Below are 14,480 nucleotides of genomic sequence, written 5' to 3' on the forward strand. Positions count from 1 at the left end.
TAGCAAAACAAATTATAAAATGGAGATGAATACAGGATATAAGAAAATTATATTCATAGATGACGATACGGAGATGGTGCGTATTTATAACTCTATTTTGGAACAAAAAAAACTATCGGATTATCTCATACATTTCGAAAACGCTCAGAAAGGTATCGACTATTTAAAACAAATAAAAAACAAGGAAGATCTACCGGATTACATTCTTTTAGACCTGTATATGCCGGTTATGGACGGATTTAAGTTTCTGCAATATTTTAACGAGCTGAAAAAATTGAAAAAATCGATAGAGGTTTTTGTGTGTACATCTTCACAAAAACAAGACGACCGGAATAAGGTTATGCAATATCCATTTGTAAGTGCATACCTTGAAAAACCCTTGTCGACTGATTTTCTTGAACTGTTGATTGAAGATTGCGAGCACTAGAAGCTGTTTCCTCAATTTGTATAAAAAAATCTACAACACCTCCTCTTGCCTGAAAACACCGAGGCAATTTTTTATGCTGAAATTTTCCCGATATACACTGCTATTGATTCCCGGTGGCTTTCACAAAAAAAGGCAGAACCAATTGTCTGCCTTGAACGATCGTACTATTCAATCTATATATTACTTCCCCATCTCAAATTGTTTCTGGGCCACATGATTCATAAACTTCGAAACGGTTTCCGAACCGTCAACACCGAAGGCATCTACCACTGTCCCCTTTGCTCCTGTATCGGTTTCAACAGCATATAAAATGCTCATGTCTGATGGATTTGTTGCTCCTTCGAATCGGTGCAACTCATGCAACACAACACTCGATGGCAAATATTTTCGCGAACTTTTCCCTTCAGAAAGTACCCCGTTCGACTCAACGTTAAAGTTGTGCGTAAACCCTCTTAATTTTAAATCTTCAATGGCTTCCACCATTGTATCGTAATTATTATTTACTCGTTTCATTTCTTTAAATTTTATAGTGTTACTATTCGAGAGAATTCCTACAGCTTCTTATGTTCATCAAATTCCGTAACTCTCTCTTACTGTACTATATGGTAAAATCCTGCCATTTTGGTAATACAAAAATTTGAGCATTGTTTTTAAATAACAAACAAGCCATTATATCTTGAGTTTCAATGCAAAGCCAGACATAACAGACTAGTTATCTGACACTTTCAATAGCAATCCTCTTTTAATTTCAGAATACAAATCATTCAGGAATAAAAAACGGAGATACTTTCGGGCAGATAAACGACATTAATTAATTCCCCAAAATGAGTAAACAAATCCACAATTTAACCCGGCAAATTATCCGGTATTATGAGACAGAAGCACTTGGGATAAATCGGAGAACAGAATAAGCCCACTCCATCTAAGTTTGCACAAAACAGAATCTAACAGTTTTATTTACAATTATATAATACAAAAAAAGCAACCATCAATTCCGGAATACGTTTACAATTTTGATTAGTTGAATTTTGCTACTAAAAAAAGTAGAATTATAATGAAATAAAACTGAAAACAGAAAGCCTGAAATGAGATGTAATGACTCAACGAACTAATAAGATTGCCTCAAAATAACAAGACACTCTTTTATCAATTCTAATGACTACGATTTAGCCTTAAAATTGAATGCGAAAATTCATCTGTTAAAGCATTTAATTTCAACAACATGAAAACATTTTTACACACTTTTAAATTCATCGCCATTTTTATAATTGCCATAACTCTTTATGGCTGCCCGGTGTTTAAGTCGATTAAGTACCCAAAAACGGTTTACCTTGGCGATACAGTAACCGTTCGAGTGAATGTCGACGTTAGGGAGGCTCCCAACAATTATGGAGCCCTCCTTGAAGTTTTTCTCCCCGAAGGATGGGAACTTACTGACAGCGTAATTGAGCTTAATGGACTAAATTATCCGACTAAAACCTTAAGACATCATCTGTGGGATGACGACGGATACTGGAGCGTAACGGTTTCGGATGAAATTATAGCAGATAACGTTCTATTTGATCTGGAAATGCGAAATACAAAATCAACTCCATCAGTAGATACATTTCGTATAAGTTTTATAACCGAGGATATGTTCTATCAACGCGAAAAGGAATTTGCAATTCGTTCCGTAAACGATGATAATGTTCCCACTCAACTGATTTGCAATGACGGTATGCTTGAATGGAAGAGTCCGAATAATAATACAGATACGAAAGGTTATTTTGTTTACGATAACTACAATTCGTGGTTTACTAACGATACTAAAGTTAATGTAGATGCAGGAATGCAGCTGCACCGTTATTCAGTATCAGCAGTAACGAACGACAACACGGAACATGCAATGAATGATACCCTGTTCATATTTCATGGAGATACACTTTTTGTAGCCGAATCGGGAAATTACATAAATGAAGGAACGGCAGTCAACCCACTGAGATCATTAAAAATGGCCTTGAATATAATTGATGAAGACTATATTCTGGACAAGGATAAATGCATTCGCCTGCTGGATGGTGATTATTATCTTAATCATAGTGTAGAGTTGCGCGACCGGATTTCTCTTATTGGCAACGGCCCGCAAAACTCTCAAATTTTTTGCACAAATACAGGAAATGGCATCATTTCAATGGATGTGAACAACGGATTCACGATTGCAAACCTAAGTATCCTTTCTCAGCAAAACCATACTATCCTCGACCTAAGTACCTTATTCCCAGCGGAACCTAAATTAACACTAAGCAATGTTCAGCTTTACAATACCGGAAGTGCATCATTTGGATTAAGAAGTATTTCCACAAATTTGATTCTTGATCATTTTCTGGTAGTAGGAATGGATAGTATCGGAGTTATAAGTTCATCAGGTCAAATTACAAACTCTGTAATTGTAGAAAATAATATTGGGTTATCTCCAATCGGTAACATATTAGTAACCGGCTCAGTACGAATTGTAAACAGTATATTTTTCGACAATCAAACCTCCATAACAGAGAGTCCTTCACACCTTACAATCGATAACACGATTATAGATCAGAAATGGACAAGCTACGGAGAAGGAAATTTTTATGCTGATCCACTATTTATCGATGATGAGAATTACCCTTATTTACTTGATCCGAACAGCCCGGCCGTTGATGCTGCCATTGATTCGGCAAAATACTGCGATCCTTCCTCTTTGGAAGACGTTCAAATGGCGCGATTTCCCGCGCGTGGAACCATTGTTGGTGACCTTGGCATATATGGCGGTGGAGGAAATGACTATCGCACAAATATTATTTCACATCGTGTATATCATGATTTGGAAATTTATCCCAACCCTGTAAAAGATGTTTTAACAGTACGTTGGCCAAATAACAAAAACCCGGATAGAATGTGGCTTTCGAATGTTAATGGCATGAAATTAAAGCTCATCTATCAGAACAATCAAATTGATTTAAACACTTATGCTCCGGGATTGTACATACTGTTTGCCGAAATTGACGGGAAGTATTACAGATCGAAAATCATTAAAAATTAAACAAGCTTATTCGTTAACGCGATGTTAAAGTTTATTTTTTGTGCCTCACATCACAACATTTCAAAATCAAATTGTGTTATATAGTACTGTTTTTTGATTTTACGGTACCGATAATAGAACATAATGATTAGGAATTTACTATATAGTCTGTCCCCCAGGCGCTTATTGATATTAAACCGATATTACCGCATTACGCAGTTTTATCCGTTTCTGAAAAGCACTGCCTACAAAGCTGCAACAATAGCAGCAGTTTTTGTGCTGTTGCTGGTTAGCCTCGAAATTTTTCTGTTGGATTTCAATTTAATTCTCAATAATCTGGTGAATACCTATTCGCCGAAAATTATTTATTCGGTATTTCTGTTATCCGAAACATTTTTAGGATTGGTACCACCTGAAATGTTTATCGCCTGGGCATCGAAACTGGAAATTCCATGGGGAGCGCTGTTTATTTTAGCAACCTTATCGTACATTGGCGGCGTAATTTCGTACTTCCTGGGAACACGCCTGTTTCTCATTCCTTCGGTTAAAAATCACATCGAAAATAAAATTCAAAAACACATTGTCAATCTGCGAAAATGGGGTGGAATTTTCGTTTTTCTTGGGGCTGTTTCGCCTGTTCCCCACTCTGTTGTAAGCCTGGCATCTGGACTTATCGGATACAATTTCAAAAACTACTTGCTGTGGTCGCTCTTTAGGTATTTTCGCTTTGTAATTTATGCGTTCGTAATTTTCGGGATTTTCTAAGCATTTCTTAGCCTGTCCCGTTTATCTGGTGAATCGAATACGTTGAGAGTTTCCAGATTCATTGCCATCGAACAGCTTCGTATCAGATTAATAATAAACATTCCATTTCGCTTTATTTCATTAATATAAAACGAAACTACACAGCTCCATTTTCCTTTTTTTGTTGAGAATTTATTTTACTTCTAGGCTGTTCAAATATCTGTAACCAGATAATAACTTAATAATACAACCACTACTCTTTTACGCGTTTTATTCGGGTTTATAAATTTCTAATTGTGTTCAGAAGCAAGTCGGGATTTTAAAATTATCAACTAAACTTTCAATGAATAAAGAATCCAATTGTGTTTTAATCCATGAAAGGATATGCAAATCCCAAAAAACGGCTTTATTTTTTGAACCTATATGATTACAGAAATAGTTATTCTGTTTTCGAGATTTACTGTGAACAAAGAAATACGCTTTGAACATAAGCATATATCTTTTCTTTTGGTGTTCATTTATATATTTCTATATTTGACATTATTGATATGGACAGACCAACAGCCATACTAAACCTAAAAGACCTTAATCTCACCGAATTAAACAATTTGATGAGTTTGTATTCTGATTCATTGTATCTTTTTGTATATGGAATTACAAAACACAAAGAGACCGCAGAGGAATTGGTAAGTGATGTATTCGTAAAACTATGGAACAATCGAGATGAATATTCGTCAATTAGAAATATTCGCTCGTATTTGTTTGTTTTAGCCCGGAATGAAAGCATTTCTTTTCTTCGAAAGAAGAAACAACAAACAATAAATATTGATGAATTTGGCGACTATTGGGTAACGCCATTGGACACCGAGGATTCTGAGACTTTCCCTCCAGAAGTAATCGAAAAAATTAATGAGGCAATTGAGTTGCTGCCTTCAAAATGTAAAATGGCATTTAGTTTAGCCAAAATTAACGGGCTGAAATATAAGGAGGTAGCTGAGATAATGAAAATATCTCCGTGGACAGTAAAAAATCATGTGGCTTATGCTCTCGAAAAGATTTGCAAACATGTTGGAATTATCAACAATAATCAAACCGTTTCGAGCTCAGATATATGTCTTTTTATGATTTTATTAAACCAAAAGGAAGTAACTCGTTAATGTTTTACCCCATAAAACTAACTTCCGCCAAAAAAAACATTTTTTTTTATAGCCCATTTTTTTGCTTCCGCGTCATATGAGTATATGATGCTGCACAACCATCTAATCAAAAAAAAGCAAGAAGCTAAGAATTTATTAATTGGGCTTAACTTAAAATGACGGAGAACAATCAAAATCTACATAAAATATCTGAATACTTTTCAGGAGAACATGAACAGGAAACGGTGAAAAGTGAACTTGACCAGCATCCGGAATCTTCTGAATTATTTAATTGGGTTAGTGCATTCTGGACAAAACTTCGTCCTCACTCACCGGAAAGTTCTGAAACAATCAGACAATTAACATTGCAAAAAATTAATCAGAAGAAGAAATCGAAAAATCTTTTGTTCTGGAACTTCGCAAAGTATGCTGCAATATTTATACTTCTGATATCCACTGGCACTGCTACCTATTATTTTATCAACAAGGAAACAAATCCAAATATAATCACTGTCTACAGTGGTATTGGAGAAATTAAAAGTGTGAGTTTGCCTGATGGATCTGTGGCCTGGTTAAATGCTCAGTCGCAAATGAGTTATCCGGAAAAGTTTACGAACAAACGAGCAGTTAAAATTACCGGCGAAGTATATTTTGAGGTTGAGCACGATGAAAAAAATACATTTACTGTTCATTCAAAATATGTAAACATTGAAGTTTACGGAACCAAATTTATGGTGAGTACATACGGTGATAATCCGAATGTTTCTACCTGCCTGTTTGAAGGGAGCATTGCAATGGAAGTTCCGACAATTAAGAAAACTTTGGAGTTAAGACCTGGCAATTTGGTTACTCTGGAAAAATCAACAATGAATATTACAAAAGAAGAGAATGGTGCAGAAGGGCTAAACAAGTGGATTTCAGGAGGCATATCATTTTATAATGAGCCGCTTAGCGAAATTGCCAAAAAGCTACAGCGCAAATTTGGAACAGAGATTGCAATCGAGGGAAGCAAAATTCAATGCATGAAACTAACTGCTGATTTCGAAGAAGAGAATCTGCATCAGATTCTTACTTATATGTGCAGTTACGCAGGATTAAAATTCGAAAAAACGAAAAAAGGATATTTAATAAAACTAAACTAATTGCCTATGTAAAACGCCAAAAAAGGGCAACGATAAATGCGCCACATTTTCGATGCCCTGATTCCTAATTAACGATAAAGGTATAATCGCTAATCAAACAAATTTATGAAAAAAATTAACGTATGGAAGGTGTACCATTGGAGTATACCTTGCAAATTGCTACTAACAATGAAACTAACGTTTGCATTTACATTTTTCTTAACATTTGCACTAAATGCAACTACAATTTATTCGCAGGGAATAAAGATTGATACAGATGTTGAGCAGACGACACTTAAAGACCTGTTTGAACAAATTAAAGCTCAGTCTGAATACCGCTTTTTATACAACAATGACCTGGTTAACGACGAGCAAAAGGTTGACATTAATTTTGAAGAGGGAACAATAGAAGAAGTTCTGACAAGTTCACTGAAAAAGTTAAATCTGTCGTATCGCATATTCGACAAGCAAATAATGGTTTATCCTACACCACTACAGCAGAAAGAGCTACAACAAAAACACGTTGTAAAGGGAATTGTAACTGACGCTTCAGGAGCTCCATTGCCTGGAGTAACGGTTGTAGTTGTGGGAAGCAGCAGAGGGGTTATCACCGATGTTGATGGAAATTTTGAAATAGATATTGATCCTGCGGGTCAGCTTCTTTTCTCGTTTATTGGAATGTCCGATCAACAAATCGAAGTAAGTAACAGAACGGTTATCAACGTAATTCTGCAAGAAAAATCAGAGGAACTTGAAGATGTTACCGTAGTTGCTTTCGCGAAACAAAAGAAAGAAAGCGTTTTAGCATCTATCACAACAATTGATGCCGGAGACTTAAAAGTTCCTTCAAGCAACCTTACTACTGCCTTTGCCGGTCGTGTTTCGGGATTGATTTCCTATCAACGAAGCGGGGAACCTGGCCAGGACGACGCAAGCTTCTTTGTGCGTGGTGTTACTTCTTTTACTTATGCACGCGGGCCACTTATTTTGATTGACGGAGTTGAAATGTCCTCATCAGATTTAGCGAGAATTCAGCCGGATGACATCGCCAGTTTCTCGATTATGAAAGATGCAGCTGCAACCGCACTTTATGGCGCCCGAGGTGCAAATGGTGTAATCATGGTTACAACAAAGGAAGGAAAGGAAGGAAAAGCACAGATATCTTTCCGTTATGAAACATCCTTTTCCATGCCTACCCAAGAGGTAGATTTAGCAGATCCGCTTACCTATATGAGATTAAACAATGAAGCGGTTTTAACACGAAATCCACTGTCTCCGATTCCATATTCAATGGAAAAAATAGAAAGTACCGAAAGAGGTGCTAACCAATTGGTTTATCCTGCAACTGACTGGTACAATACATTATTTAAGAATTACACTATTAACCACCGGGCCAACTTCAATGTAAGTGGTGGTGGAAAAATTGCCAGATATTACATTGCTGCGACGTACAACCAGGATTACGGTATTCTCAAAGTAGATAAGCAAAATAATTTCAATAACAATATCGACCTGAAACGTTACCTGCTTCGTTCGAATGTGAATATAAATATCACGCCAACAACAGAAGCTGTTGTCAGGTTGCATGGAACGTTCGACGACTACACCGGACCTATTGACGGAGGATCTGACCTGTACCAAAAAGTAATGCGAACCGATCCGGTACTGTTTCCGGCTTATTACCCACATACCGAAGAAACATCGCATATAAAACACATCCTTTTTGGTAACTACGATCAAGGCCAGTACATAAATCCATACGCTGATATGGTAAAAGGATATAAAGACTATACAAAATCTCTTTTCCTTGCTCAGTTTGAGGTAAAACAGAAGCTCGACTTCATAACACAAGGGTTAAATATTCGAGGTTTATTCAGTACAAACAGGTATTCATTCTTTGATGTATCTCGTTATTACAACCCGTTCTATTATAACATCACAGGTTACGACAAATACGAGGATACTTATCAACTTTACAGTTTAAATCCCGAAAGCGGAACTGATTACCTCACCTATAACGAAGGAGATAAAAACATTACAACTACTACTTATTCTGAAGTGGCGATCAATTACGACCGTACGTTTAACGATAAACACTCCATAAGTGGTTTGTTGGTTTCAACCATGAGAAACTATCTTGAAGCAAATGCCGGTTCTTTGGCCTTGTCTCTTCCTGCAAGAAACATGGGAGTCTCTGGTCGTTTTACTTATTCTTATGACAGTAGATACTTTACTGAATTCAACTTTGGTTACAACGGTTCAGAAAGATTTGCAAAGAAAGAGCGTTTTGGTTTTTTCCCATCGATGGGTCTGGCATGGATCGCATCGAACGAGAAATTTTGGACAGACGGCCTCAAACGAATCGTCTCGAACTTTAAATTAAAAGGTACGTACGGTTTGGTGGGAAATGACGCCATTGGCGATAAAGATGACCGTTTCTTCTACCTATCAGAAGTTAACATGAATTCTGGAAACCGGAATTTTGTTTTCGGAGAAGACCTTCAGTACTATTCGAATGGCGTAGAAATCAGCAGATACTCTAACGACCTGATTACCTGGGAAACGGCAAGAAAACTTAATCTGGGTGCAGAAATCGGACTGTTCGAAAAAATGGATATCATAGTTGATGTATACCGGGAACACCGAAGCAATATATTAATGAACCGTTCCAGTATTCCAACAACAATGGGACTAAATGCAACTCCTCAGGCAAACATTGGAGAGGCAATTGGCCGTGGAATAGACTTCTCTCTCGACTATAACCAAGCATTTGATAATGGATGGTGGCTAACCGGAAGAGTAAACTTTACTTATGCAAAAGCAGAATATAAAGTTTACGAAGAAGTAGATAATACCTTAACTCCATGGTTGAGCCATATCGGACGCCCTGTAACACAACAGTGGGGATATGTTGCCGAACGTTTGTTTGTTGATGAATATGAAGTAGAAAACAGCCCTACGCAAACTTTTGGCGAATACATGGGGGGAGATATTAAATACCGAGATATAAATAACGACGGTATTATTTCAAGTTTAGACCGTGTTCCAATCGGATATCCAACGGAGCCGGAAATTATCTATGGATTTGGATTTTCTTCCGGCTACAAAGGCTTTGATTTCTCCTGCTTCTTCCAGGGCCTTGCACACGAATCATTTTGGATCGATGCAACGAATACTTCGCCTTTTATTGACACCGACGGTAATGGCAGCGTAGTATCGAAAAACTCGTTACTTCAGGTTTATGCCGATGATTATTGGTCGACATCCAACCGAAACATCTATGCCTTGTGGCCAAGATTATCCGACCATATTATACAGAATAATATGCAGCGAAATACGTGGTTTATGCGCGATGGCTCTTTCCTTCGTTTAAAATCGATGGAGTTTGGATACACTATTCCCCAGCGAATCTTAGATCGATATATGATCAGAAACCTTCGCTTTTACGTAAGCGGAACAAACTTACTCACCTTTAGCAAGTTTGATCTTTGGGATCCGGAAATGGGAGGTAACGGCTTGGGATACCCCATCCAGAAAGTGTTTAATTTAGGAGTTCAACTTTCATTCTAAAATGCTAAAAATGAAAAAGATACAATATATATTCATATTAGTGATACTGACAATGTCGTCGTGTAATGATTATCTTGATGTTGTTCCGGATAATGTGGCGACATTAGAATATGCATTCCTTGACAGAGTTGGAGCTGAAAAATTTCTCTTTACCTGCTATTCATATTTGCCCGATTTTGGTAGCCCGGGAGCTGATCCGGCAATTTTAAGCGGAGATGAGTTGTGGATACATGCCGAAAATGAGTGGTACAATAGCCACGTTGGTAATTTTCACACCTACCACATTAAACTTGGGCAACAAAACATAACCAACCCGTTGGCAAATTATTGGGATGGCGGCTACAGTGGAATTAACCTTTATAAGGGCATCCGCGACTGTAACATCTTTCTCGAAAATATTCATTTAGTTGGAAAAGACCTTGATAGCTTAGAACGCGCAAGATGGATAGCCGAAGTTAAATTCTTAAAAGCCTACTATCATTATTACTTACTAAGAATGTACGGGCCTATTCCTATAATCAAAGAAAACCTGCCGGTTTCTGCCAGCATTGACGAGGTTCGCGTGTACAGAGAGCCTGTCGATGAATGTTTTGATTACATCGTTAGTCTGCTCAATGAAGCTGTGCCCGATCTGCCGCTACAGATAAGCAATGTTGCTACAGACTACGGGCATATAACACAACCAATTGCACTTGCAATAAAAGCAGAAGTTCTCGTAACTGCTGCAAGTCCGTTGTTTAATGGCAATCAGACATACGAAAATATGGTAGATTCTAGAGACATCCACTTATTCAATTCTACCTATGATGAAAATAAATGGAAACTAGCAATGGATGCCTGTAAAAACGCGATAGACACAGCTCTGCTTGCAAACCATAAACTTTATGAGTTTAATGACAGCAGGTATCCTGTTACCGACTCAACAAAATTGATCATGTCGTTGCGAAATGCATTTACCGAACGCTGGAATCAGGAGGTTATTTGGGGAATGCCGGCAAACACTGCTCAAAGCTTGCAACATTTGTCCTTACCTTATTTCACAACCAACGACATCTCAGGCTCCAGAACACAGCCAATACTGTCTCCAACCCTAACAATGGCAGAACTTTTTTACTCAAACCATGGAGTACCTATCGATGAAGATACCGAATATGATTTTGAGAATCGATACAAAACGTCAATATCAACCGACGAAATGTATTACATCAACAAGGGCTCTTTAACTGCCAATTTGAATCAGCACCGTGAACCTAGATTCCATTCGAGCCTGGGATTTGACAGCGGAATTTGGTTTGGAAACGGTCGCTACAAAGATGTTGGACAAGGAAACTCAAGTGAAGTTTCATGGGTTCTGCAAGCAAAATCAGGAGAAGTATCCGGAAAAGCTTCGTCGATTAGATACTCGGCAACAGGATATTTTGTAAAGAAATACTCACATTTCGAAACAGCTACCAATTCAACCGGAATTACTTATGTGAGAATGGTTTTCCCGATTATGCGTTTAGCAGACTTATATCTTTTATATGCCGAGGCACGTAACGAATACATGGGGCCTGATGCTGAAGTTTATCAATATCTTGACTTGGTAAGAGAGCGCGCAGGATTGAATGGCGTTACTGAAAGTTGGTCGCAATATTCGAGATTCCCCGATAAACCTTCCACAAAAACAGGATTACGCGAGATAATTCAGCAAGAAAGAAACTCTGAATTAGCTTTTGAAGGAAAACGATTCTGGGATTTAAGAAGATGGAAAATTGCCGACCAGACAATGAACACTGCGATTAAAGGTTGGAATGTTGAGGGTAATACCGAAATTGACTATTACAGCCTCGTTACCTACGATATTCTTTCATTTACAACAAAAGAATATCTCTGGCCTCTGAAACAAGCAACGATCAGGGTTAATCCGAATTTGATTCAAAATCCTTTCTGGGAGAATTAATATGAAAAATCGAAAAGGAATTTAAAGATGAAAAAACAATATACAATATACTTACTTTTATTTTTGACATTCGTTCTGCTAAATAATTGTAGTGAAGAATCGATCGGGCAATACCCGGTTGATGACACCCCTCCTCTACCGGTGTCAAACGTCGTTGTAGAAAATATTCCTGGAGGAGCAATATTAGATTATGATCTCCCTGATGAAGAAGATCTGTTATACGTTCAGGCAGAATATGACCTCCCGAACGGAACAAAAGGGATCATGAAAACCTCTGTATTCAGTAACGACATGACGATTAAAGGTTTTGGAAGGTCTGAAAAACGAACTGTGAACCTGATTTCGATAGACAGAAGTCGTAATGAATCTACTCCTGTTTCCGTTGAGATTGAACCAGAAGATTCTCCGATATACGGAATTCTTGACAGTCTTGAAGTTCAGGAATCGTTCGGTGGTTTTAAGTTAAACTGGCCCAACTCTGTTGAAGAAGACATTGTTTTAGGTGTATTGAGGAAGAATGAAGAAACTCAAGAGTATGAATACATCGATAACTTCTATTCCTCTGAAAAATTAGCTCAAAAAGCAGTTCGCGGTTTGGATTCAACCAGGGCAACTTTCGGCATATGTGTTAGAGATACCTACGGAAATAACACTGACACCCTGGAACTAAGTCTTAAACCATTTTACGAAGAACAAATTCCTAAAGATGGATTTGTTGGCCTTAGACTATCTTCGTGGTTTAAACTGCATAGTTACGGTGGTGGAATGGATCGTATGTGGGACGGAGTTACCAACGTTGACAACAACATCTATTACATTCAGAACGGCAATGAAATTATGCCATTCTTCACTTTCGATATGGGAGTAAAAGCAAAATTATCCCGATTTAAAATGTGGCAAAGGGTTAACTTCTTGTTTGCGCTACACAACCCACAACTATTTGAATGGTATGGAACAAACGATGCAGCATTGGCCGCAGATTCTGAAACATTAGACTGGGAAAACAATCCTGCGTGGATTAAAATTATGGACGGCGAATCTAAAAAACCCTCAGGTTTACCGGCAGGAGCTACGCTTACACCTGAAGATGACGCATACGGACGTGCAGGCGAGGAATTTGAATTTCCACTGGATGCTCCAGCCATTAGATACTTAAGATTTAAAGAGCTTAGAACCTGGAGCGGCTCGTCAGGCTGTTGTATTGGAGAGTTAACTTTCTGGGGACAAATTGAAAAATAATCATGATAAAGAATAATACCATGAGAAAAACATATCTATATATATTCTCCATTATATCGATCGTCGTTCTGTTTTCCAGATGTTCTGAAATGAACGATATCCACGATATGTACCTTGAAGACGGAGAACGCATTTATATCGGAAAAGTAGATTCACTAAAGGCTTATCCGGGAAACGAACGCGTGAAACTTGTATTCTGGGCTGCCGACCCAAGAGCAAAAACAGTAGGATTTTACTGGTACCCGAATAACGATTCTATGTTTGTTGATATTGAACACACCTCAGGTCTGGATTCGTTTGAAGTATTTATTGGAGGTACAGGCAGCGACAAATCAATTCCGGAAGGGAACTATACGTTAAGAGCTATCACAAGAGATAACAAAGGTCACTTCTCTGTTCCTTATGAAAAGATCATGTCGATCTATGGCCCTCAATACCAGTCTTCACTTACTAATAGAATCATCAAATCGTTAGTTTTTGAAGAATCAGAAGGATTGCTTTCTGTTTTCTTTTCCGGCCCGGTTAACGACAACGAGATTGGACTTGGAATCAGCTATACCGACAAAGATGGCATTCCACATAATCTTTATATACCGGAATCATCAATAGGCGATCAAACTGATATAACAAATGTTGATCCGAGTAAAGGTGTGAAGTATCAAACTTACTTCCTACCAGATCCTACAGCAATCGATACATTTGTTACCGAGTTGGAACGCATAGAAATTGTACAAACAGTAAATGTTGCACTCAATAAACCGGTAATCGTTAGCGATATATTGCGTGAAGACTTCCCCGGCACAAACGCCGTTGATGGTGTAATCGCAGATAACTCAAGATGGGTAAGTTCTGCATCCGGAGAACATTGGATTGAAATTGATCTGGAAGGCGATTATCCCGTTCATTCATTTGAAGTTTGGAATGGTTCAGGAGGCCAGGTAAATACGCCGCTTCCCGATTTAAGGTTTCAGGTGTTCGTAAACGACGAGTGGCAAACCATTGTTGAGGAAACCGCAAATACAAATGCAAACTATCTTGCAGTATTTGATGAGATTACAACTAGCAAAGTTAGATTCTTAACAAATACACAAACGCGAATATTTGAGCTCGCGGTTTATGTTACTTTCAGATATTGATACGTATTCCTTAACCAACTAAGTAATGGCTGCAAGCATCTCGGCATGAGCTTTCTTGCAGCCATTTCCATTTAAAGACGATCAGTTATCGAAAACGATAACTAACTTGGAAAATCAGAAAAATTATC

General features: G+C 37.9%; 10 protein-coding genes. 9 read left to right on the plus strand and 1 reads right to left on the minus strand.

Annotation, left to right across the window (positions count from 1 at the left end):
• The first annotated feature begins 19 nt into the window (after positions 1–19).
• Positions 20–427 (plus strand): response regulator, encoded by a 408-nt coding sequence (locus G4420_RS02210; RefSeq protein ID WP_157493573.1) that lies wholly within the window; start codon positions 20–22, stop codon positions 425–427.
• A gap of 180 nt (positions 428–607) precedes the next feature.
• Here the strand turns inward: G4420_RS02210 and G4420_RS02215 are convergent, their stop codons facing one another.
• Positions 608–940 (minus strand): phosphoribosylpyrophosphate synthetase, encoded by a 333-nt coding sequence (locus tag G4420_RS02215; protein WP_163321968.1) that lies wholly within the window; start codon positions 938–940, stop codon positions 608–610.
• A 709-nt stretch (positions 941–1,649) separates the two neighbouring features.
• Here G4420_RS02215 and G4420_RS02220 point away from each other — a divergent pair.
• The 8 genes from G4420_RS02220 to G4420_RS02255 all read left to right on the plus strand — a co-directional run bounded on the left by G4420_RS02220 (position 1,650) and on the right by G4420_RS02255 (position 14,352).
• Positions 1,650–3,485 (plus strand): T9SS type A sorting domain-containing protein, encoded by a 1,836-nt coding sequence (locus G4420_RS02220; RefSeq protein ID WP_163321969.1) that lies wholly within the window; start codon positions 1,650–1,652, stop codon positions 3,483–3,485.
• A gap of 123 nt (positions 3,486–3,608) precedes the next feature.
• Positions 3,609–4,229 carry a YqaA family protein gene (locus G4420_RS02225; RefSeq protein ID WP_163321970.1) on the plus strand — a complete coding sequence of 207 codons (621 nt, stop codon included), beginning with the start codon at positions 3,609–3,611 and terminating at the stop codon, positions 4,227–4,229.
• Between the two features lie 527 nt (positions 4,230–4,756).
• Positions 4,757–5,365: an RNA polymerase sigma factor gene (locus G4420_RS02230; protein ID WP_163321971.1), complete on the plus strand. Its 609-nt coding sequence runs from the start codon at positions 4,757–4,759 to the stop codon at positions 5,363–5,365.
• Between the two features lie 155 nt (positions 5,366–5,520).
• Complete coding sequence (locus tag G4420_RS02235) at positions 5,521–6,486, plus strand: FecR family protein (RefSeq protein WP_163321972.1); 966 nt, start codon at positions 5,521–5,523, stop codon at positions 6,484–6,486.
• A 168-nt stretch (positions 6,487–6,654) separates the two neighbouring features.
• The gene (locus tag G4420_RS02240; RefSeq protein ID WP_204273570.1) at positions 6,655–10,035 is read left to right on the plus strand and encodes a TonB-dependent receptor; all 3,381 of its coding nucleotides are present in this window, start codon (positions 6,655–6,657) and stop codon (positions 10,033–10,035) included.
• Positions 10,036–10,045: 10 nt separating this feature from the next.
• Complete coding sequence (locus G4420_RS02245; RefSeq protein ID WP_163321973.1) at positions 10,046–11,977, plus strand: RagB/SusD family nutrient uptake outer membrane protein; 1,932 nt, start codon at positions 10,046–10,048, stop codon at positions 11,975–11,977.
• Between the two features lie 27 nt (positions 11,978–12,004).
• The gene (locus tag G4420_RS02250; protein WP_163321974.1) at positions 12,005–13,216 is read left to right on the plus strand and encodes a DUF5000 domain-containing lipoprotein; all 1,212 of its coding nucleotides are present in this window, start codon (positions 12,005–12,007) and stop codon (positions 13,214–13,216) included.
• A gap of 89 nt (positions 13,217–13,305) precedes the next feature.
• A complete protein-coding gene (locus G4420_RS02255; RefSeq protein WP_163321975.1) occupies positions 13,306–14,352 on the plus strand; it encodes a DUF4998 domain-containing protein in 1,047 nt (348 codons plus the stop codon).
• Positions 14,353–14,480 lie beyond the last annotated feature (128 nt).

Origin of the sequence: Draconibacterium mangrovi (genome assembly GCF_010586825.1) — a bacterium.
Taxonomy (GTDB): domain Bacteria; phylum Bacteroidota; class Bacteroidia; order Bacteroidales; family Prolixibacteraceae; genus Draconibacterium; species Draconibacterium mangrovi.

Coding starts and splice junctions, on each gene's coding strand:
- G4420_RS02235 (WP_163321972.1), top strand. CDS start 5,521: ATGACGGAGAACAATCAAAATCTACATAAAATATCTGAATACTTTTCA.
- G4420_RS02220 (WP_163321969.1), top strand. CDS start 1,650: ATGAAAACATTTTTACACACTTTTAAATTCATCGCCATTTTTATAATT.
- G4420_RS02215 (WP_163321968.1), bottom strand. CDS start 940: ATGAAACGAGTAAATAATAATTACGATACAATGGTGGAAGCCATTGAA.
- G4420_RS02230 (WP_163321971.1), top strand. CDS start 4,757: ATGGACAGACCAACAGCCATACTAAACCTAAAAGACCTTAATCTCACC.
- G4420_RS02210 (WP_157493573.1), top strand. CDS start 20: ATGGAGATGAATACAGGATATAAGAAAATTATATTCATAGATGACGAT.
- G4420_RS02225 (WP_163321970.1), top strand. CDS start 3,609: ATGATTAGGAATTTACTATATAGTCTGTCCCCCAGGCGCTTATTGATA.
- G4420_RS02240 (WP_204273570.1), top strand. CDS start 6,655: ATGAAACTAACGTTTGCATTTACATTTTTCTTAACATTTGCACTAAAT.
- G4420_RS02255 (WP_163321975.1), top strand. CDS start 13,306: ATGAACGATATCCACGATATGTACCTTGAAGACGGAGAACGCATTTAT.
- G4420_RS02250 (WP_163321974.1), top strand. CDS start 12,005: ATGAAAAAACAATATACAATATACTTACTTTTATTTTTGACATTCGTT.
- G4420_RS02245 (WP_163321973.1), top strand. CDS start 10,046: ATGAAAAAGATACAATATATATTCATATTAGTGATACTGACAATGTCG.